This window comes from Clostridium tanneri, from assembly GCF_033659955.1.
GTDB classification, from domain to species: domain Bacteria; phylum Bacillota; class Clostridia; order Clostridiales; family Clostridiaceae; genus Clostridium_AM; species Clostridium_AM tanneri.
The window spans coordinates 143,393-162,496 of sequence record NZ_JARUJP010000005.1 but is presented as its reverse complement, the minus strand read 5'-3'; the positions used below and the strand labels follow the sequence as shown (position 1 = coordinate 162,496).

The 19,104-nt window shown below is 34.5% G+C and carries 15 protein-coding genes; all 15 read right to left on the bottom strand.

The window, feature by feature from the left end:
* Window positions 1-176: 176 nt before the first annotated feature.
* The 15 genes from secG to grdB all read right to left on the bottom strand — a co-directional run bounded on the left by secG (window position 177) and on the right by grdB (window position 19,095).
* Window positions 177-410: a preprotein translocase subunit SecG gene (gene secG / locus P8V03_RS06280; protein ID WP_261670596.1), complete on the bottom strand. Its 234-nt coding sequence runs from the start codon at window positions 408-410 to the stop codon at window positions 177-179.
* Between the two features lie 130 nt (window positions 411-540).
* Entirely contained in the window at window positions 541-1,836 is a 1,296-nt protein-coding gene (eno, locus tag P8V03_RS06275; protein WP_318797315.1) for a phosphopyruvate hydratase, read from the bottom strand.
* A gap of 126 nt (window positions 1,837-1,962) precedes the next feature.
* Window positions 1,963-3,492 (bottom strand): 2,3-bisphosphoglycerate-independent phosphoglycerate mutase, encoded by a 1,530-nt coding sequence (gene gpmI, locus P8V03_RS06270; protein ID WP_318797313.1) that lies wholly within the window; start codon window positions 3,490-3,492, stop codon window positions 1,963-1,965.
* A gap of 86 nt (window positions 3,493-3,578) precedes the next feature.
* A complete protein-coding gene (tpiA, locus tag P8V03_RS06265) occupies window positions 3,579-4,325 on the bottom strand; it encodes a triose-phosphate isomerase (RefSeq protein WP_261670593.1) in 747 nt (248 codons plus the stop codon).
* 351 nt (window positions 4,326-4,676) lie between these two features.
* Window positions 4,677-5,873 (bottom strand): phosphoglycerate kinase, encoded by a 1,197-nt coding sequence (locus tag P8V03_RS06260; protein WP_261670592.1) that lies wholly within the window; start codon window positions 5,871-5,873, stop codon window positions 4,677-4,679.
* Between the two features lie 279 nt (window positions 5,874-6,152).
* Window positions 6,153-7,160, bottom strand: coding sequence for a type I glyceraldehyde-3-phosphate dehydrogenase (gene gap, locus P8V03_RS06255; RefSeq protein WP_261670591.1), 1,008 nt, complete (start codon window positions 7,158-7,160; stop codon window positions 6,153-6,155).
* Window positions 7,161-7,214: 54 nt separating this feature from the next.
* Window positions 7,215-8,240 carry a sugar-binding transcriptional regulator gene (locus P8V03_RS06250; RefSeq protein ID WP_261670589.1) on the bottom strand — a complete coding sequence of 342 codons (1,026 nt, stop codon included), beginning with the start codon at window positions 8,238-8,240 and terminating at the stop codon, window positions 7,215-7,217.
* 133 nt (window positions 8,241-8,373) lie between these two features.
* Entirely contained in the window at window positions 8,374-9,735 is a 1,362-nt protein-coding gene (gene rpoN, locus P8V03_RS06245) for an RNA polymerase factor sigma-54 (RefSeq protein WP_318797393.1), read from the bottom strand.
* Window positions 9,736-9,921: 186 nt separating this feature from the next.
* Window positions 9,922-10,854, bottom strand: coding sequence for an ABC transporter permease (locus P8V03_RS06240; protein WP_261670587.1), 933 nt, complete (start codon window positions 10,852-10,854; stop codon window positions 9,922-9,924).
* Window positions 10,847-11,953, bottom strand: coding sequence for an ABC transporter permease (locus P8V03_RS06235; protein WP_396125087.1), 1,107 nt, complete (start codon window positions 11,951-11,953; stop codon window positions 10,847-10,849). The genes P8V03_RS06240 and P8V03_RS06235 overlap by 8 nt, the downstream gene beginning before the upstream one ends.
* Window positions 11,934-13,484 (bottom strand): ABC transporter ATP-binding protein, encoded by a 1,551-nt coding sequence (locus P8V03_RS06230; RefSeq protein ID WP_318797307.1) that lies wholly within the window; start codon window positions 13,482-13,484, stop codon window positions 11,934-11,936. Before P8V03_RS06230 ends, P8V03_RS06235 begins: the two co-directional genes overlap by 20 nt.
* Window positions 13,485-13,665: 181 nt before the next feature.
* The gene (locus P8V03_RS06225; RefSeq protein WP_261670584.1) at window positions 13,666-14,733 is read right to left on the bottom strand and encodes a BMP family lipoprotein; all 1,068 of its coding nucleotides are present in this window, start codon (window positions 14,731-14,733) and stop codon (window positions 13,666-13,668) included.
* 163 nt (window positions 14,734-14,896) lie between these two features.
* Window positions 14,897-16,054, bottom strand: coding sequence for a glycine/sarcosine/betaine reductase complex component C subunit alpha (gene grdD / locus P8V03_RS06220; protein ID WP_261670583.1), 1,158 nt, complete (start codon window positions 16,052-16,054; stop codon window positions 14,897-14,899).
* A gap of 14 nt (window positions 16,055-16,068) precedes the next feature.
* Window positions 16,069-17,601 (bottom strand): glycine/sarcosine/betaine reductase complex component C subunit beta, encoded by a 1,533-nt coding sequence (gene grdC / locus P8V03_RS06215; RefSeq protein WP_261670582.1) that lies wholly within the window; start codon window positions 17,599-17,601, stop codon window positions 16,069-16,071.
* Between the two features lie 186 nt (window positions 17,602-17,787).
* The gene (gene grdB / locus P8V03_RS06210; protein WP_261670581.1) at window positions 17,788-19,095 is read right to left on the bottom strand and encodes a glycine reductase complex selenoprotein B; all 1,308 of its coding nucleotides are present in this window, start codon (window positions 19,093-19,095) and stop codon (window positions 17,788-17,790) included.
* Window positions 19,096-19,104 lie beyond the last annotated feature (9 nt).

Below are 19,104 nucleotides of genomic sequence, written 5' to 3'. Positions count from 1 at the left end.
GCCTTATATGGTATTTTTGAAAGGTAATTGTTTCTATATTGTAACCTTAATAATATAGCAAAATTATCCATCAGTCAAATCGGTATATATTATTTGAAACAGATGTATTTAAACTCAATTATTATTTTATAAAATAAATAGAGCGGTACAAGACCGCTCTATTTATGTAAATCAACCTATTGTATTATATTCTGCACCATGCATAAAATAGCGAATATTATTCCACATATAACTGTAACCCTTGATAGCATTGCCTCTGAAGTTCTTGACTTATTTTTTGAATAGAAGGATTCACTTGTTCCTCCGGAGACTAATCCACTTAATCCATTAGTCTTGCTTGGTTGTGCTAATACAACCGCTATTAATATAATAGCTACTATAGTCTGAATAACCATTAAAACAGTACGCATGCATTCACCTCCTGGCACTTTCACAAATTTCATTTTAACATATTAACCGGGTCATTACAATGACATAATTAACATGCTAAAATACTGCAGCCTTACTGTATGTAAAGCTGCAGTGCTTAATTTACACTAACTATCTTTTAATATTATAGAAGGCTTTTAAACCTCTGTATTCACCCATCTCATCTAATTCTTCTTCTATTCTAAGAAGTTGGTTGTACTTAGCAACTCTTTCTGATCTTGCTGGAGCACCAGTCTTTATTTGTCCTGCGTTTACTGCAACAACTAGATCAGCTATAGTTGTGTCTTCAGTTTCTCCAGATCTGTGAGAAACAACAGCAGTATAGCCTGCTCTTTCTGCCATTTCTATAGCATTTAATGTTTCTGTAAGTGTTCCTATTTGGTTTAATTTTATAAGTATAGAGTTTGCAACTCCCTTTTCTATACCGGTTTTTAATCTAATTGTGTTAGTTACAAATAGGTCATCTCCTACTAACTGAACCTTATCACCTAATTTTTCGGTTATTATCTTCCAGCCTTCCCAGTCCTCTTCTGCCATACCGTCTTCTATTGAGATTATTGGATACTTATTTACTAAATCTACATAGTAGTTAGCCATTTCTTCAGGAGTTAAAACTTTACCTTCACCAGCTAAATTATATTTTCCACCTTCAAATATTTCTGATGAAGCTGGGTCTAGAGCTATGAATATTTCTTTTCCTGGAGTATAGCCAGTTTTTTCTATTGCTTCAACTATAACTTGAATTGCTTCTTCATTTGACTTTAAGTTTGGAGCAAATCCTCCTTCATCACCAACACCAGTGTCATATCCCTTTGACTTTAATAGAGATTTTAATGCATGATAAACTTCTGCACACATTCTCAAAGCTTCACTAAAGCTTGGTGCACCTGCAGGCATTATCATAAATTCTTGTAGATCTACATTATTATCAGCATGCTTTCCACCATTAATTATATTCATCATCGGTACTGGAAGAACCTTTGCATTTACTCCTCCAATATATTGGTATAAAGGAAGTCCTAAATAATTAGCAGCTGCACGAGCACAAGCTAAGGACACTCCAAGCATAGCATTAGCTCCAAACTTCCCTTTGTTATCTGTTCCATCAAGTTCTATCATAGTTTTGTCTATTGCAACTTGATCAAATACATTCATTCCTATAAGTTCTTCAGCTATGTAGTTATTTACGTTATCTACAGCTTTTAGTACACCTTTTCCGTTGTATTTAGTCTTATCATCATCTCTTAACTCTACTGCTTCAAACATTCCAGTAGAAGCTCCTGATGGTACTGCTGCCATTCCTATAGTCCCATCTTCTAAAACAACTTCAACCTCTACTGTTGGAAATGCTCTTGAGTCAAGAATTTGTCTAGCTAATACGTCAACAATTTCTACATAATTTTTCATGTTATACATTCCTCCTGTTTTTTATCAGCATAAATCAAAATTTATGCTAATGTTATAAATTTTTCGTCAATTTGAGGTAAAAATTTTTAAATTGGGAGCAGGAAAGTTCCTATTCCCAATTTAAGATTATTTTATAAGGCTTTTCCCAGTCATTTCTGTAGGCTTATCTAATCCCATAACTTGAAGCATTGTTGGGGCTATATCTGCTAGTATACCGCCATCTCTTAATGGTTTAGCTTCTGCTGCTACATATAGGAATGGAACTGGATCTGTTGTATGAGCTGTCATTGGCTTACCTGTAGAGTAATCTATCATTTGCTCTGCATTACCATGATCTGCAGTTATAAATGCAGTTCCGCCCTTCTCTAATATTTTATCCACTACTTTTCCTAAACATACATCTACAGCTTCTACAGCTTTTTTAGCTGCTTCAATTACCCCTGTATGTCCTACCATATCTGGATTTGCATAGTTACATATAATCATGTCGTATTTATCTTCATCAAGTCTACTTAATAATTCCTCTGTAAGCTCATAGGCACTCATTTCAGGCTTCATATCGTAAGTAGCAACCTTTGGGGATGGTATAAGAGCTCTATCTTCATTTGTATTTGGCTCTTCAACTCCTCCATTAAAGAAGAAAGTTACATGAGCATATTTCTCTGTTTCAGCTATTCTCAATTGATTTTTCCCTAGTTTACTTACATATTCTCCTAAAGTATTTGTGTAACTTTCGTTTCCAAAGGCTACATCTACACCTTCTAAAGTTATATCATACTCAGTTAAGGATACAAAGGTAAGATCTAGAGTTTCTCTTTCAAAACCATCAAATACCTTATCATTTATAGCTCTTGTTATTTCCCTAGCTCTGTCTGGTCTAAAGTTAAAGAATATTACAGAGTCCTTATTCTTTATAGTGGCCTTTGGCTTTCCGCCTTCCACTATTATTGATGGAAGTACAAATTCGTCTGTTTTGTTATCATTATATGATTTATCAACAGCTTCTATAGCACTTGCTGCTTCCTCACCTTTACCAAGAACCATTGCATTGTATGCAAGCTGAACTCTTTCCCATCTCTTGTCTCTATCCATAGCATAGTATCTTCCTGATACTGTTGCTATTTCTCCAGTTCCAAGCTCTTTCATAAAGCTTTCTATATCTGATATATATTCTTTAGCTGAAGCTGGAGGAACATCTCTTCCATCAAGAAATCCATGAAGATATACCTTTTGAACACCTTTTTCTTTTGCTAATTTTAGAATGCCTTTAAGATGATCTGTGTGTGAATGGACTCCTCCTGGGGATAAAAGTCCCATTATATGAAGTGTTGAATTGTTTTCTTTAGCGTTTTTTATAGCCTTATTTAGAGCTTCATTTTCAAAAAAGTCTCCATCCTTTATTGACTTAGTTATTCTAGTCAACATTTGATATACTACTCTTCCTGCACCTATATTTAAGTGCCCAACTTCCGAGTTACCCATTTGTCCTTCAGGTAGTCCAACACTCATGCCGCTAGCCCCTATTTCTGTATTAGGGTAGTTGGCGAAATATCTATCATAATTTGGCTTATATGCTGCCTTAACTGCGTTTCCTTCTACTTTGTCTGAAATTCCGAATCCGTCAAGTATGATTAATGCTACTGGTTTCTTACTCATTTCTACCTCCAAATTTGTAAGTTGAAAGTTAAAAGCTAATAGTTTGGGCACCTATCAATTCTTAACTTTCAACTGTTCACTCTGAATTAATAGTTAACTATTGCTGCGAAATCTTCTGCCTTTAAACTAGCTCCGCCCACTAATGCTCCATCTATGTCTGATTGAGCCATTTGAGCTTTTATTGTAGATGGCTTTACAGAACCGCCGTATTGAATTCTTACTTTGTCAGCTGCGTCTTTTCCGTACATTGAAGTTATTACACTTCTTATATATGCTATAGTTTCGTTTGCTTGTTCATCTGTAGCTGTTTTTCCTGTTCCTATAGCCCAAATTGGCTCATAAGCTATAACTACTTTTTCAACTTGCTCAGTTTTAAGTCCTGCTAAATCTAGTTTTATTTGTCTTCCTAAAACTTCTTCAGTTACATTTGCTTCTCTTTCTTCTAAAGACTCACCGCAGCAAACTATAGGTACTAAGTTATGCTCTAATGCCTTCTTAGTCTTTTTGTTTACAGTTTCATCTGTCTCATTGAAATATTGTCTTCTCTCACTATGTCCAATTATTACATATTCCACTCCCATTTGTGCAAGCATTGCTGGTGCTACCTCTCCAGTATATGCTCCACTTTCTTCAAAATGCATATTTTGTGCTCCAACTTTTATGTTAGTTCCCTTTACTGCTTTTAAAACTGCATCTAATGCAATAAATGGTGGACAAACTACTACATCACCTTTTGCATCCTTTACTGCAGGTATTAATCCCTCAACTAACTTTAATCCTTCTTCTATAGTATTGTTCATTTTCCAGTTTCCAGCTATTATAGATTTTCTCATTATTATCTACCTCGATCCCTTTATTTATTTTAGAGTCAGGGATAATTATTATTTATAAATAAATTATATCACATATGTGTCATATTTTAAAATTTTTAGTCTTGATTATTTATTAATAATAACTTCCCTATTTCTTTTTATTTTATATGTAAATATTTTCATCTTTTTAATTTAAATATATTCTAAATTTTTTAGTTAACATTTTCTTTTATAAATTAAATTGACTAAGATATATGAATTCAATCTAAACAATTCTAATTGAAAGCTAGCTTAAAATATGATTAAGGTATATATAGTTAATCAAGTATTAAAATTTACTATATATACCTATCTACATCTTAAGTTATAATCCTATTTATCGTTAAGTGCAGTAATCCCTGGTAATTCCTTACCTTCTAGGAACTCAAGAGAAGCTCCACCACCTGTTGATATATGAGTCATCTTATCTCCAAATCCTAGGTTGTTAACAGCTGATGCACTGTCTCCTCCTCCGATTATTGTGGTAGCATCTGAGCTAGCCATAGCCTCTGCAACAGCATAAGTTCCTTTTGCAAAGCTTGGGAATTCAAATACTCCCATCGGTCCGTTCCAAACAACTGTTTTAGCTTCCTTTACTGCTTGAGCAAATAATTCTGCGCTCTTTGGTCCTATGTCTAAACCTTCGTGATCAGAAGGTATATCTCTTCCTTCTGAAACTATAGGAGTTTCATCTTTTCCAAACTTTTCAGCGTAAGTTACATCTACTGGAAGCAGTAATTTAACTCCTTTTTCTTCCGCTTTTTTCATCATTTCTTTTGCATAATCAATTTTGTCTGCTTCTAAAAGTGAATTTCCAACTTCATGGCCTAGAGCCTTTAAGAATGTATATGCCATTCCTCCACCTATTATTAAAGTATCTACTTTTTCTAATAGATTGTTTATAACTCCAAGCTTATCTGAAACCTTTGCTCCACCAAGTATTGCTACAAATGGTCTTACTGGATTTTCAACTGCATTTCCTAAGAACTTTAATTCTTTTTGAATTAAATATCCACATACTGAAACCGGTAAGAATTCAGTAACTCCAACTGTTGAACAGTGTGCTCTGTGAGCTGTTCCAAAAGCATCGTTAACAAAAACTTCTGCAAGTGATGCTAATTCCTTTGAAAAGTTCTCTTCATTCTTAGTTTCTTCTTTTCTGTATCTTGTGTTTTCTAGTAGTACAACATCGCCATCTTTCATTTCGGCTACTGCTTTCTTAGCATTTTCTCCAACAACATTGTCATCAGCAGCGAACACTACTTCTTTTCCAAGCATTTCTGATAGTCTATTAGCAACTGGTGCTAATGATAACTCTTTCTTTGGCTCTCCCTTTGGTTTTCCAAGATGCGAACAAAGTATTACTTTTGCACCATTTTCAACTAAGTACTTTATAGTAGGCATTGCACCTACTAATCTATTTTCATCAGTAATTTTTCCATCTATTAGCGGAACATTAAAATCACATCTCACCAAAACCTTTTTTCCTTTTACTTCTACATCTTCAATTGTCTTTTTGTTAAAAGCCATTTATAACACTCCTTTTCTTCAATTGGGAATTTCGAATTGGGAATAGTGGGTCATTTTCACTCCCAATCCCCCATTCCCAATTATATATCAGTTTCTATCATTTGCCTAACCAATTACTTCCAAACATTAATCCTATCAAATAGCTTAACTTATTAAAAAGGGTCTGGCCTTATAGCCAAAACTACAAAACCAGACCTATTTTATTAATATATGAAACTCCTCATCGTTACCTCTGAGGAGTAAGCGATTCGCACTAAATCACAGATTTAGGCTCTCTGCTTATAGTCTATCAGCAACGTATTTAGTTAAGTCAGCTAGTCTGTTTGAATATCCAGCTTCGTTGTCATACCATGAAACAACCTTAACCATGTTTCCTTCGATAGCCATTGTTGACATAGCATCGATGATTGATGATCTTTCATCTCCTCTGTAGTCGATAGATACTAATGGCTCTTCACTGTATCCAAGGATACCCTTCATATCAGTTTCTGATGCTTTCTTTAATGCAGCGTTTACTTCATCTACAGTAACGTCTTTTCCTAATTCAACAACTAAATCAGTACATGATACTGTAGGAGTTGGAACTCTTAATGAGAATCCGTTTAATTTTCCTTTTAATTGTGGTAATACTAGTGCAACAGCCTTAGCAGCTCCTGTAGTTGTTGGAACCATTGACTCAGCAGCAGCTCTAGCTCTTCTCATATCTTTGTGTGGAGCATCAAGTAATCTTTGGTCTCCAGTGTATGAGTGAACAGTTGTCATTAATCCTTTAACTATTCCAAACTCTCTATCAAGAACTTTAGCAAATGGTGCTAAACAGTTTGTTGTACATGAAGCATTTGATATTATGTGGTGGTTAGCTGCATCGTACTTCTCTTCGTTAACTCCCATAACTATTGTTATATCTTCGTTTGAAGCTGGCGCTGATATAAGAACCTTTTTAACAGTTCCTCCAAGATGAGCGTTAGCCTTTGTAGCATCAGTGAAGAATCCTGTTGATTCTATAACTATTTCTGCTCCTACTGAATTCCAATCTATATTCTTTGGATCTTTTTCAGCAAATATCTTTATTTCTTTTCCGTTAACTGCAATTGAACCCTCTTTAGCTTCTACAGTTCCGTCAAATTTTCCGTATAATGAATCGTATTTTAATAAATGAGCTAATGTCTTAGCATCTGTTAAATCATTTATACCTACTATTTCTAATTCATTAGCATAGTTTTTTACTAATGCTTTAAATACATTTCTTCCTATTCTTCCAAAACCATTGATACCAACTTTAATCATGTAAAACTCCTCCTAAACAATTAAATAATTTATATATATGATAAAATTTATTGGCTATTTTAAAAGTTCCATTATTTCTCTAGCAGCACCTTCATCTGTTACTAATACACTATTATGGTAGTTTTTTTGTATAGAAATAATTGCTTCTGCTTTTTCTTTTCCACCAGCTACAGCTATCAATGTATCTATTTTCCCTATCTCTTCATTTCTTATTCCTATACTTGGTGTAGAGTACACAATTTTTCCTTCTTCATCATGGTAATACCCAAAGGCTTCTCCAACTGCTCCAGAGTTCTCTATCTTCTGTATTTCTTCTGAAATTAATCCCCTTCTTCTGGACATTTCATCCGCTCTACCAATACCGTATATTAAAATGTTAGCATTATATACAGTGTCTAAAATGTCTTTAACATCTTTTTCTTGAATTATAGTGCTCATAGCTTTATCACTTAGGTTATCAGGCACATGAAGTAATCTATAATTCCCCTCTAGTTTGCTGGCAAGTTTTTCAGCAAGGGTGTTCGCCTGAGTCTCTATATTTCTTCCCATTCCGCCTCTAGCAGGCACCACTAAAATATCTTTAAAACTAGACATTTTAGGCATGTTATCAATCAGTTCTTTTATTGTAGAGCCACCGGTAATTGCAATTATGCTCTTATCTGCTATTATGCTCTTCAAATAACCTGCTGCAGCTCTTCCAATTTCATTTACTACTGTTTTATCTTCATCAAGATTTCCAGGAACAACTATTACCTTTTTTAACATTAGGCTGTCCTTAATAAACTTTTCTATTTCAGACAATCCTTTCATCGCATGTATAAAATCTTTCAGCTTATCAATTATTTCTTCGCCCTCTTTAGTTATTGTCATGCCTGGTGTATTTATTTCTATAAAATTCTGACCTTTTAAAAAGTTAATTTCAGTTCTTACAATTCTTTCTCCAATTTCTAGGTTGTTAGCAAGTACCCTTCTACCAATGGGCTGATTGTAATATATTGTTCTCAGAATGTTATACCTTTTCTCAAGTAATTCCACAAGCTCTGGTACTATCTTCTGTTGTAATTTTAGCACATCTTCCACTTACAATACCCCCTTGGTCATTTAATGTCCCAGTGCACTTTTTCTTGTCCCACTTATATTATAAATTAAATAAAAAATTTTTTAAATAGTATTTTCAAAAAAAGTATGAACAAATTGTGAACAATGGGGAGAATTAGAATCTCTTTCTCCCCTTAGATGACTTTATTCCCATTTCCTCTCTATATTTTGCTACAGTACGTCTGGAAATATTCATTCCTTCTTTATTTATTAAATCACATATAACCTGATCAGAAAGCGGCTTTTCTTTGTCCTCTTTGTCCACAAGTTCTTTTATGGTCTTCTTAATAATTTTTACTGATACATCTTCTCCTGTTGAGTTAGAAGATATTGCTGTAGTAAATAAATCCTTTATCTTTATAGTGCCTTTATGTGTATATATATATTTATCCCTAATTGCTCTACTAATTGTAGATTCATGCATCTCTAGCTCTTCCGCTATTTCTTTCAGTGTCATAGGCCTTAAATATTCATCACCAAAATCAAAATAATCCCTTTGTTTTTCCAGTATCTTTTCTAAAACTCTATATATTGTACTTTTTCTATGTTGAATGCTCTTAATTAAGAATATAGCACTGTTTAATTTTTCTTTTACATAATCTACTGCATTTTTATCGTTTTCATTAGTAATTATTTCTTTGTATATTTCATTTATTGTAAGCTTTGGTATAATATCATCATTCATTATTATGTAGTACTCATTGTCGATTTTTTTTATATAAGCATCAGGAGTTATGTACTTAACTTCCTCACCTGTAAAAAATCCTCTGGAAGGTTTCGGTTGAAGCGACTTGATTATATCTCCATATTCCTGTGCTTTTTTTACATCTATACCGAGAGACTTTGCTATAGAATTATATTTGTTTTCTGCCAGCAGTTCTAGATGCTCGTCTATTATTTTAAATATATTTTCATCCTTTATACCTTTTTTATCAATCTGTATCTTTAGACACTCCCGTAAGTCTTTAGCACCAATTCCATCTGGTTCAAGGGATTGAATTACTCTTATACAATACTTTATAATCTCTTCTTTAATTTTCAGTTCTCTACTTATTTCATTTTCCTTTATTGATAGATACCCTTTTTCATCAATATTTTCTACCAAGTATAAACATATAGACTTAATATAATCCTTTTCATTTAGATCCCTAACCTGTTCTCTTAAGTATTCCTTCAATGATTTTTTCTCAGATATAAAGTTAAAGGGTGATATTTCTTCTTCATCACTTTTTTCATAACTGTGATGACTGTAGTTGTCAAATTCAAAGTACTTGACCAATTCTTTGTAATCAACCTTATCCTTGTCTTCTTTAGCGGAAGATGGTGCTTTAGAATCAAGTACAGGATTCTCTTGAAGCTCTTTTTCTACATATTCTTGCAGTTCAAAGCCTGACATCTGAAGAAGTTTTACAGATAACTGCATTTCTTGAGTCATTATAAGTTTCTGTTCTTGAGTTAAACTTAAACTAAAATCCATATTCATGTTAACACCCCATTTCTACGCCCTATTATTTTGCTCATTTTATTATATCATTAACAAAGAACTTATAAAATTAGGAATGAAAAATTGGGCATGGGAAATAACTGTAGATTTTTCTTTTAAGTGTATATAACCTAAATTATCTGGATATACAAAAGAGAGTTTGCTGAAGCAAACTCTCTTTTATCTCTGTCCCTTTTCGTATGGAACTCCATCTGCTGCTGGTGCAGTAGTCTTTCCGACAAATCCTGCCAAAGCAAGCATAGTTAATATATATGGTATCATAGTATAAATTTCAGTAGGTATATTTAGAGCAAGGCTCTGTGCATTTATCTCCAATGCGTTACCAAAGGCAAATAACAAGCAAGCCCACATAGTTCCCTTTGGATTCCAATTACCAAATATCATAGCCGCTAAAGCTATAAAACCACGTCCTGAAACCATTCCTTCTTTGTAAACAGGAGTCATTCCTATAGACAAAGCTGCTCCACCAATACCTGCAAGCACTCCGGAAAGTATTACACATAAATATCTTGTTTTATAAACACTTATTCCTAAGGTATCTGCTGCACTTGGGTGTTCTCCTACAGCTCTTATTCTTAGTCCTAGCGGAGTTTTAAACAATACAAAACTTGATACAAATACAAGTATTAAAGCCAATATTACAAACCAGTTTAACCCTCCTATTAATGGGCCTATAAAAGGAATTTCTTTTATAGCTGCTGGTATGTTATATGAAAGTCCTGTTACTATATCTGTCTGACCGCCCTTTTTAAATATTTTAAATATAAGAAAGCTAGCAAAAGCTGTTGAAAAAAGGTTAATAGCGGTACCAGATATAACCTGGTCAGCTCTTAAGTGAATACTTAAAAAAGCATGAAGTAAAGCTAAAAGTCCACCTGCTATTGCAGCAAATAAAATTCCAACTAGGGGGCTTCCTGTAATGTAGGAACCGAAAACTGCAAAAAACGCACCTATTGTCATCATTCCATCAAGACCAACGTTTACAACACCAGCTCTTTCTGAAAACACACCGCCAAGACCTGCAAATATAAGTGGTGTTGCCATTCTCAAGGTAGATGCTATTATTATAATAATAAGTCCTGCATTATCCATTTACTATCGCCCCTTTCTTTCTTCTTTTGTTTTCAAAGTATTTTACTATGTAGTCTGTAGCAACAAAGATTATAACAATTGATTGTATTAAATAAACTATTTCTTTAGGTATTGAATTTAACTGAAGCATTCTTGAACTACTGTTTAAAGCTCCAAACAATATTGCTGCCGGTATACATCCTATAGGATTACTCTTGGCCAAAAGAGCAACAGCTATACCATCAAATCCGTATCCTATAAAACCCATTAAATCTGTACTGCTGTACATTACCCCTGCTAAGTGAGATGCTCCCCCAATACCTGCAATGGCACCGGATAAAACCATTGTTAGTATAGTATTTCTTGCAATATTTATTCCACCATACTCTGCTCCAAAGGCATTTATACCTACTGCTCTTATTTCATATCCCACAGTAGTTTTCCAAAGTAACCAGTATATAAGTAGTGCGCAAATAACAGCAAATATAAGTCCTATATTAGCTCTGCTGATTGTACTAAATTTAAGAAATTGGGCACTTTCTTGTATTGTTGGTGTAGAGGCTTTTGATGCAACACCAATAGGTGTTCTAAGTACAATTATGTTAACTACATTTATACTAATATAGTTCATCATAATTGTATTAATAACTTCATTGGTACCAAATTTAGCTTTTAAATATCCTGGAATTCCTGCCCATATTCCTCCACCTACTATACCTGATAAAATTATTAAAGGAACATGTATCCATGGACTTAATCCTGGAATTAAACCAACTATAGCTGCACAAATTAATCCCAATGTAAACTGTCCCTCAACTCCAATGTTAAATAGTCCACACTTAAAAGCTATAGCATGGGCAACCCCTGTAAATATTAAAGGTGTTACAAAAACCATAGTTTCCAAAGTCTTTGCAGGATCACCGAAGCTTCCATTTACGATTACAGTTATTAAATCGCTTAAGGCTGTAAAATATTCAGTAATTGAATATTCCTTTGCCCACATTACGAAAAATACAGCAACAAATAATGACACTATTATTGAAAAAAACGGAAATGCAAGGCTTTTCAAAGCATCTGTTACTATATTTCTTCCGTTATTCTTATTGTCTCCTTTGCTCACCATCATTCACCTCTTCTTTATTCTCCAAGGATCCTCCTGCCATAAGTACCCCTAGTTTCTTTTCATCTGCATCCTTTCTATCTAGTATATCCACTATTCTTCCATCGTACATAACTGCTATTCTATCTGAAAGAGCCATTATCTCATCTAGTTCAAGGGATACTAGTAAAACAGCCTTTCCTTTATCTCTTTCTGCAACTAATCTTTTGTGAATATACTCTATAGCTCCTACGTCTATTCCTCTTGTAGGCTGTGAGGCAATTATAAGATCAGGATCCTTTGCAATTTCTCTTGCTGCTATTAACTTTTGCTGATTACCTCCTGATAATGCAGATGCTTTTACCTCGTCATTTGGTGTTCTAACATCAAACTCTTCTATTAATTTCTGGCAATGCCTACGTATTTCTCCGTAATTCATCACTATACCATTGCTAAAAGGCTTTTGATGATATGTTCCTAGTACCGAATTCTCAAAAAGAGAATAACCTAGAATCAATCCCCTCTTATGTCTATCTTCAGGAATGTGGGATAATCCACTATCTGTAATCTGTCTTGGGCTTTTACCAAAAATGTCTTTACCTTCTAAGGTTATCTTTCCAGACTCTGACTTTCTTAGTCCTGTTATAGCTTCTATTAATTCTGTTTGACCATTTCCGTCAACACCAGCTATACCCACAATCTCTCCAGCTTTAACAGCTAGACTTACCCCTTTTACTGCTTCTACACCCCTGTGATCCTTAACTACAAGATTTTCTACATTAAGTACCTCACCTGCCGCCTTAGCTTCAGCTTTTTCTACCACTAAGTTTACCTTTCTTCCAACCATAAGCTCTGCAAGCTCATCTATATTAGTCTCCTTAGTTTTTACAGTTCCAGTTACCTTACCTCTTCTTATTATAGTTACTCTATCACTCATTTTCATAACTTCTTTTAATTTATGAGTTATTAGAATAACTGATTTTCCCTCTTCCTTTAGATTGTCTATAATAACTCCAAGCTCTTCTATTTCCTGAGGAGTTAAAACTGCTGTAGGCTCATCTAGTATAAGTATATCCGCACCTCTGTATAAAGCCTTTAAAATTTCAACCTTTTGCTGCTGACCAACAGATATGTCTTCAATAACAGCCTTTGGATCTATATTAAATCCATATTTATCTGCTATACCTTTAACATCTTCCTCGGCCTTCTTTATATCAATTCTAAGCCCTTTTTTTGGCTCTATTCCCAAAACTATATTTTCTGCTACTGTGAAATTGTGAACTAACATAAAGTGCTGATGTACCATTCCTATACCAAGCTTAATAGCATCGTTAGGGTTAGTTATTTTTACTTCTTTCCCATTTACACGAATCTCACCCTTTTCCGGCTGATAAAGGCCATAGAGTATATTCATAAGTGTAGTTTTTCCCGCACCATTCTCACCTAGTAAAACATGAGTTTCACCTTTAAGCAATTCGAAGTTAACGTTGTCATTAGCTATAGTCCCTGGAAAAACTTTGGTTATTTCCAGCATTTCGATTACCTTTTCCATTTTTAACCTCCTTAGTGTAAGCTTCCTGGCTTTCTGTAAAGAAAAAGCTAGGTCTATGCCTAGCTTATGCATAGTATACCTAGCTTATTATATTACTTTATTAATATTTTAGTAAAGATTTTTTTTAGCTAATTTACTAGATGTAAAGTTACATACCTAGCTTAAAATACCTATACTAAATTTAGATTGCTGGTGCTGTAAATTTAGCTGCATCTTCCTTTGTAGCTGGAACAGTTATTTTTCCATCTATTATAGCTTTTCTATACTTTTCAACTAAATCTAAAACATCTTTTGGAGTATTCTTATTTGAAGTTGCTGCTATATCAACACCTTGCTCTTTTAATCCAAATACTATGTTTTTTCCACCTTCAAATTTTCCTTGAACAACTGATTTAGCTGTATCATAAGTTGCTGTATCAACTCTCTTTATCATACTTGTTAGAATAACATCTGCATATTCTGGAACAGTAAGAGATTGATCCATGTCAACGCCTATAGCCCATATCTTCTTATCTGCTTTAGTCATAGCTTTTGCAGCTTTAAATACACCTAATCCAGTACCACCTGAAGCATGGTATATTACGTCACAACCACCATTGATCATTGATGTTGCTAATTCTTCACCTTTTGTTGGGTTTGCATAGTCAGCAGCATATCTTACGTCAAATTGTACACTTGGATTAACAGCTTTAGCTCCAGCCATGTATCCTGCTGCAAATCTATTTATTAATTCAAAGTCTTTTCCACCTACGAAACCTAATTTATTGCTCTTAGTCATTTTTCCAGCAATAACACCTGCTAAGAAAGAACCTTCTTGCTCTTTGAAGTTAAGTGATACAACGTTCTTTTCTTTAACTTCTGAATCTATTATAGCAAACTTTTTATCAGGATATTTCTTTGCCATATCAGTCATAGCATCTGCCATCTGATATCCTACGCCGAATATAATTTCGGAACCGTTATCAACTAAAGCTTGAAGATTTGGTTGGAACTCATCCTTTTTCTTTGATTCAATTGGTTTATAGTCTATGTTCTTAAACTCACTTTGAGCTTTTTTAATACCTTCATCTGCTGCTTGGTTGAAGGACTTGTCATTTAATCCACCTTCGTCTGTAGCAAGACCTATTTTTACTTGTTTTGCCTCAGTTGTTCCTGATCCACCTTGTTGTTTTTGGCTACCACAGCCTGCAAATACTGATACTGTCATTATTGCTGCTGCAAGTAGTGATACTACTCTTTTTTTATTCATTAAAATTTCCCTCCTATAAAGATATAGTTTTTCTTTTTATATGATGTGTCTGTACCAAATAAAATATTCTACAAAAGGTCCTATTTTCCTTCTAGATTTTAAATAATATTTTTAGAGAGTACAACCCCCGGCAATAACTGATTTGCCGAGGGTGTAACGTTTTCTACTTAAAACCCTTATTTGTCAATATCTCTGCTGCTTTTTCTCCTACTTCCTCTGGTACAAGAATAATTGGTCCTGTACATCCCATACCACTTTCTGAATAGATACCTTCCTTCCATAATGCTTTGCAAGCATTTTCAAGTTCTAGTATATCTATTCCAGGTATTGCATAAGTAACTACCTGCTTTGGAGGCATTTTTACTTCTTCCTCTTCTGCTGCAGCTGGTTTATCCTTTGCTAATATTTTTCCTACTATTGTATCTAAGCCTGATTCCTTAGCTTTCTTAAATTCTTCTTTAGCTTTAGCTAAAACATCATTCTTAGCACAAGTTGCGCAGTATCTTAAAGCTTCACAGATAAGTGGTGCACCGGATGCTCTTGATACTATGTTCACTAACTTGTCATAGTTTTCTCCTATTCCTGGTCCATATCCATAACCTAAAGTTTCATAGTTTCCACCAGTTGTAAAGGAAGCAAATATTTTAATTAAAAGATTTCCTGTTAGAGAATCACAAACCATAACATCTGGAGTTCCTGCAAGTAAATCATTGCCTCTCATAACAGAGCCACCGTCAGCTCTTAGTGATTCAGAAAACTTAAAGTTGTATCCTCCAGCTTGAAGATCTTTAAGAGCTCTTTCAACTCCTCTTGCTCCATCTATATTTAATATACCCACCTCAGGATTCTCAATACCCACTGATTTAGCAACTGCAATTCCTGATATAGCATTTCTAATCATACCTTCTACTCTATGTGTAGAAGTAGTTCCTGTAGTTGTAGCAATAATAAGTTCTTTTCCCATTCCTGGTGTTACTACTCTTCCTACTGTTGAAACTCCAATCGGGAAGTCAAAGTGTTGAGTTACACAGCCATCTAACTCCTTATTTTCAAGAAGTTCTACCATTTTCTTGTGGCCTTCTTCTGCATCCTTTACTTCTACAACTTCAAAGTCGCCTTCAACCTTAGGTCCTATTAAAACTATATCAAAGTCACCGTATTTACTTTTAGCCATTTGTGCAGCCTTTACCATTTCTTCTACACCATGCTCTGAACCAAAAGTAGTGAGTCCAATTCTTACTTTTTTTCCAAAACTTCCGCTCTTTATACCATCAGCTATTTCGTTGAAAACTTCTGATATTAACTTTTTTGTTGCATCCATTAAAATCACCCCACTTACTTTAGCAGTTCTTCTGCAAATTTCTTCATACCCTCAGCTATCATGTTTTTGATTTCATCCTTTGAAATTCCTGCTGCTTCTTCTTTAGCTCCTGTGTTCTTTTCTACAAGTATAGATACTCCATCAAATAGGTTTGTCATTCTTCCTAAGAAAAGACTTCCTTTACCTATTATCATAAAGTTGTTTAATTTTCCATTCATTATATGTTCTATACCATGTCCAACTATTGGCACTCCTGATGGAATATGTCCTTGAGTTGGAGCATATCCTGGGTATCCATGAGCTTTTACGAAGTTTGGTAATTCTTTTCTATCCAATTGTCCACTCTTAACTGCTAATGCTCCTATCATCTTGTAGTTTTGAGTTGGAACATCTCCTGCTCCTGCTGGCTCTGTAATATCTGGAGTCTGCATTTCTGGAGCATATTTGTCTACATCTGTAATTTTCATACCAACCTTAGCAAGTGGCTCTGATACTAAAGCTTCGATAACAGCCTGTGGTGCAGCTCCATGTCCTATAGTATGTCTTCCAACTACATCTGTTCTTAATATTGGACTTACTCCATCATTTTGTGATACAAGTACAGCAAATCCACCAACACAGTCCTCAAGTACTGAAAGACCTTTCTTTATATGGTCTTTTCCATTCATACCAAGTTTAGCAGTACTTCCACCAGCAAATACTATTACATTTCTATATATTCCTGACTTAACAAGAGCTGAAGCTGTTATTAAAGCATGAGATGGTCCTGCACAGAAGCCTCTCATATCTGTACCAGTAGCTCCCTTAATTCCTGCAATCTCTCCACAAGCTTTAGCAACGTTTCCGCCGCCTCTTTGGTTCATATCACCTATTGCTTCTTCTGAACACTCTATTAAGTAGTCAACTTCATTTACATCTATTCCTGAGCTTTTTATAAGGTGCATTAAGGATAATACTCCTGATGCTTTTACAACTAAGTTCTCTACTATGATGTGAGAAGATAGGTTAGCGTCAAACTCGTGTGCTCTCTTAACACATCCTACTAACTTACCGCCTTCGTATAAACCTTCAGCTACTCCCTTTTCTACAAGACCTTCTATAACAGATAGTTCTTCTCCTTCTTTTAATGCTTCTACTTTTGTATTTAAAATAGGGTGGGCATTAAACTTTTCTTTAACTTTCTCTGTAAAAGATTTCTCAAGGATTACTAGGTCAAAAACGTCTGAAGCCTTTATTAATCCATAAAACTCATCTTGAGGCATTATCTCACCAAACTTACCGAATCTATTAGCATTCTCAAGCTTGCTATTGTACCAAGGTCTTGGTAATTCTCCTAATTCTTCTGGAGTTACATTACCTATATATGTTTGATTTGGAGCATAGCCTACAACTTCATCAAAGGATCTTAAATGGTCCTTAATGCTTTTTAAGTATTCTGAATCTGGGTTTGTCTCCCTTTCTAACATTTGAGTAGTACCATTATGAATTATCATATCTGGTGCATTAACTAATACATATGATGCTTTTTTAATAACTGGAAAACTCATTATAAAACCCTCCTTAAATTTTGTTGAGAATTGAGAGTTGAAAATTGAAATTTAAAAGTAATTTTCAATTCTCAATTCTCAACCTATCTTTAAACTTTTTAACTATGTATAAAAACAGGGAATTGAAAATAGATTTTTTCAATTTTCAATTCCCTATATATTCACTTTACCTAGTGACAGTTTTAATTACTTATCAAAAACTGTTTGATCTTCAACTTCAGTTGAAAGTGCATTTAATGCCTTTTCTACTAAGTGATATCTTAATTCATACTCATCCTTAGATTCCAATGATGGGTTTCCAAGTGGGTGAGGTATTGCTATTGTTGGAACTATTCTGTTAGCTCCTACTGTTAAGGATATTGGAACTACTGTACACATATGAACTACTGGAAGTCCTCCACGTTCAATTTCTTTTACAAGTGTTGCACCGCAACGTGTACAAGTTCCTCAGGTGGAAGTAAGTATAACTGCGTCAACTCCATCAGCAATTAACTCTTTAACTATAGTCTCACCAAATTTCTTTGATGAAGCAACAGCTGTTCCGTTACCAACTGTAGTATAGAAATATCTGTGAAGTGATCCGATTTTTCCTTCCTTCTCCATTTGTCTTAATACGTCAACTGGAAGTACTCTGTCTGAATCAGTATTAGCATAAGTTGGGTCATATCCGCCGTGTGCAGTTTCATATGTTTCTGCAGTTAAGTCCATTACACCTTCTATATCATATTTACCGAACTTAGAAGCATTTGATGATTCTATGTGATCTGGATTTGTCTTTGGTACTATACCACCAGAAGTAACTAATGCTATCTTAGCTTTTGATATATCTTTTACAGCTGCATTTGGAGCAACTCTGTCGAATACAGGCATTTTGAATTCTGTAACAAACTCTTCGCCTTTTAACTTTTTAACAAGCATATCAACAGCTCTTTTTGATCCTCTTTCAGTAGCAAAGAAGTTCTTTCTTATTCCTCTTTCGATGTAGTTATCTTCTGAAGGTAATCCGATTTCTTGTCCCTTAGCAAGCTTTAATGCTAAAGCAGCAACCTTAGGAAGTGCATCTCTCATACCTGCTGCACTATTCTTAGTTTCAACGATGTAAAGATATTTTTTGAATAAGTCTGCACCTGGGTTTTCAATATACATAGCTGTAAGTACAGGTATTCCTAATTTCTCTTCAACTTCTTTAGCGATAGTTCCGCAAGCTACACCATATCTTCCAGCGTTGAAAGCAGGACCTGCTATAAATAGATCTGGGCTATATTTTTTAACCATATCTATAATTTCTGCTTTTGCTTCTTCAGTGTTCTCATTGAAATAAGAGTCTCCACAGATAACTGTAGCAACTATTTCAACACCTTCCTTGCTTAATAATCCGTTAAGTCCCATACCAGGACCTACAAAACCTTCTCTAACCTCTGGTTTTATATCTGCTTTTTCTTCTCCGCCGATACCAGCGTAGAATTGATTTATATAATGAACAACTTTAATCATTTCAGCATT

Excerpts from the sequence above, each read along its gene's own strand:
- tpiA (WP_261670593.1), bottom strand. The coding sequence starts at position 4,325 with ATGAGAAAATCTATAATAGCTGGAAACTGGAAAATGAACAATACTATA.
- secG (WP_261670596.1), bottom strand. The coding sequence starts at position 410 with ATGCGTACTGTTTTAATGGTTATTCAGACTATAGTAGCTATTATATTA.
- gap (WP_261670591.1), bottom strand. The coding sequence starts at position 7,160 with ATGATTAAAGTTGGTATCAATGGTTTTGGAAGAATAGGAAGAAATGTA.
- gpmI (WP_318797313.1), bottom strand. The coding sequence starts at position 3,492 with ATGAGTAAGAAACCAGTAGCATTAATCATACTTGACGGATTCGGAATT.
- P8V03_RS06260 (WP_261670592.1), bottom strand. The coding sequence starts at position 5,873 with ATGGCTTTTAACAAAAAGACAATTGAAGATGTAGAAGTAAAAGGAAAA.
- P8V03_RS06230 (WP_318797307.1), bottom strand. The coding sequence starts at position 13,484 with ATGGAAAAGGTAATCGAAATGCTGGAAATAACCAAAGTTTTTCCAGGG.
- grdC (WP_261670582.1), bottom strand. The coding sequence starts at position 17,601 with ATGAGTTTTCCAGTTATTAAAAAAGCATCATATGTATTAGTTAATGCA.
- grdD (WP_261670583.1), bottom strand. The coding sequence starts at position 16,054 with ATGGATGCAACAAAAAAGTTAATATCAGAAGTTTTCAACGAAATAGCT.
- eno (WP_318797315.1), bottom strand. The coding sequence starts at position 1,836 with ATGAAAAATTATGTAGAAATTGTTGACGTATTAGCTAGACAAATTCTT.
- rpoN (WP_318797393.1), bottom strand. The coding sequence starts at position 9,735 with ATGGATTTTAGTTTAAGTTTAACTCAAGAACAGAAACTTATAATGACT.
- P8V03_RS06240 (WP_261670587.1), bottom strand. The coding sequence starts at position 10,854 with ATGGATAATGCAGGACTTATTATTATAATAATAGCATCTACCTTGAGA.
- P8V03_RS06225 (WP_261670584.1), bottom strand. The coding sequence starts at position 14,733 with ATGAATAAAAAAAGAGTAGTATCACTACTTGCAGCAGCAATAATGACA.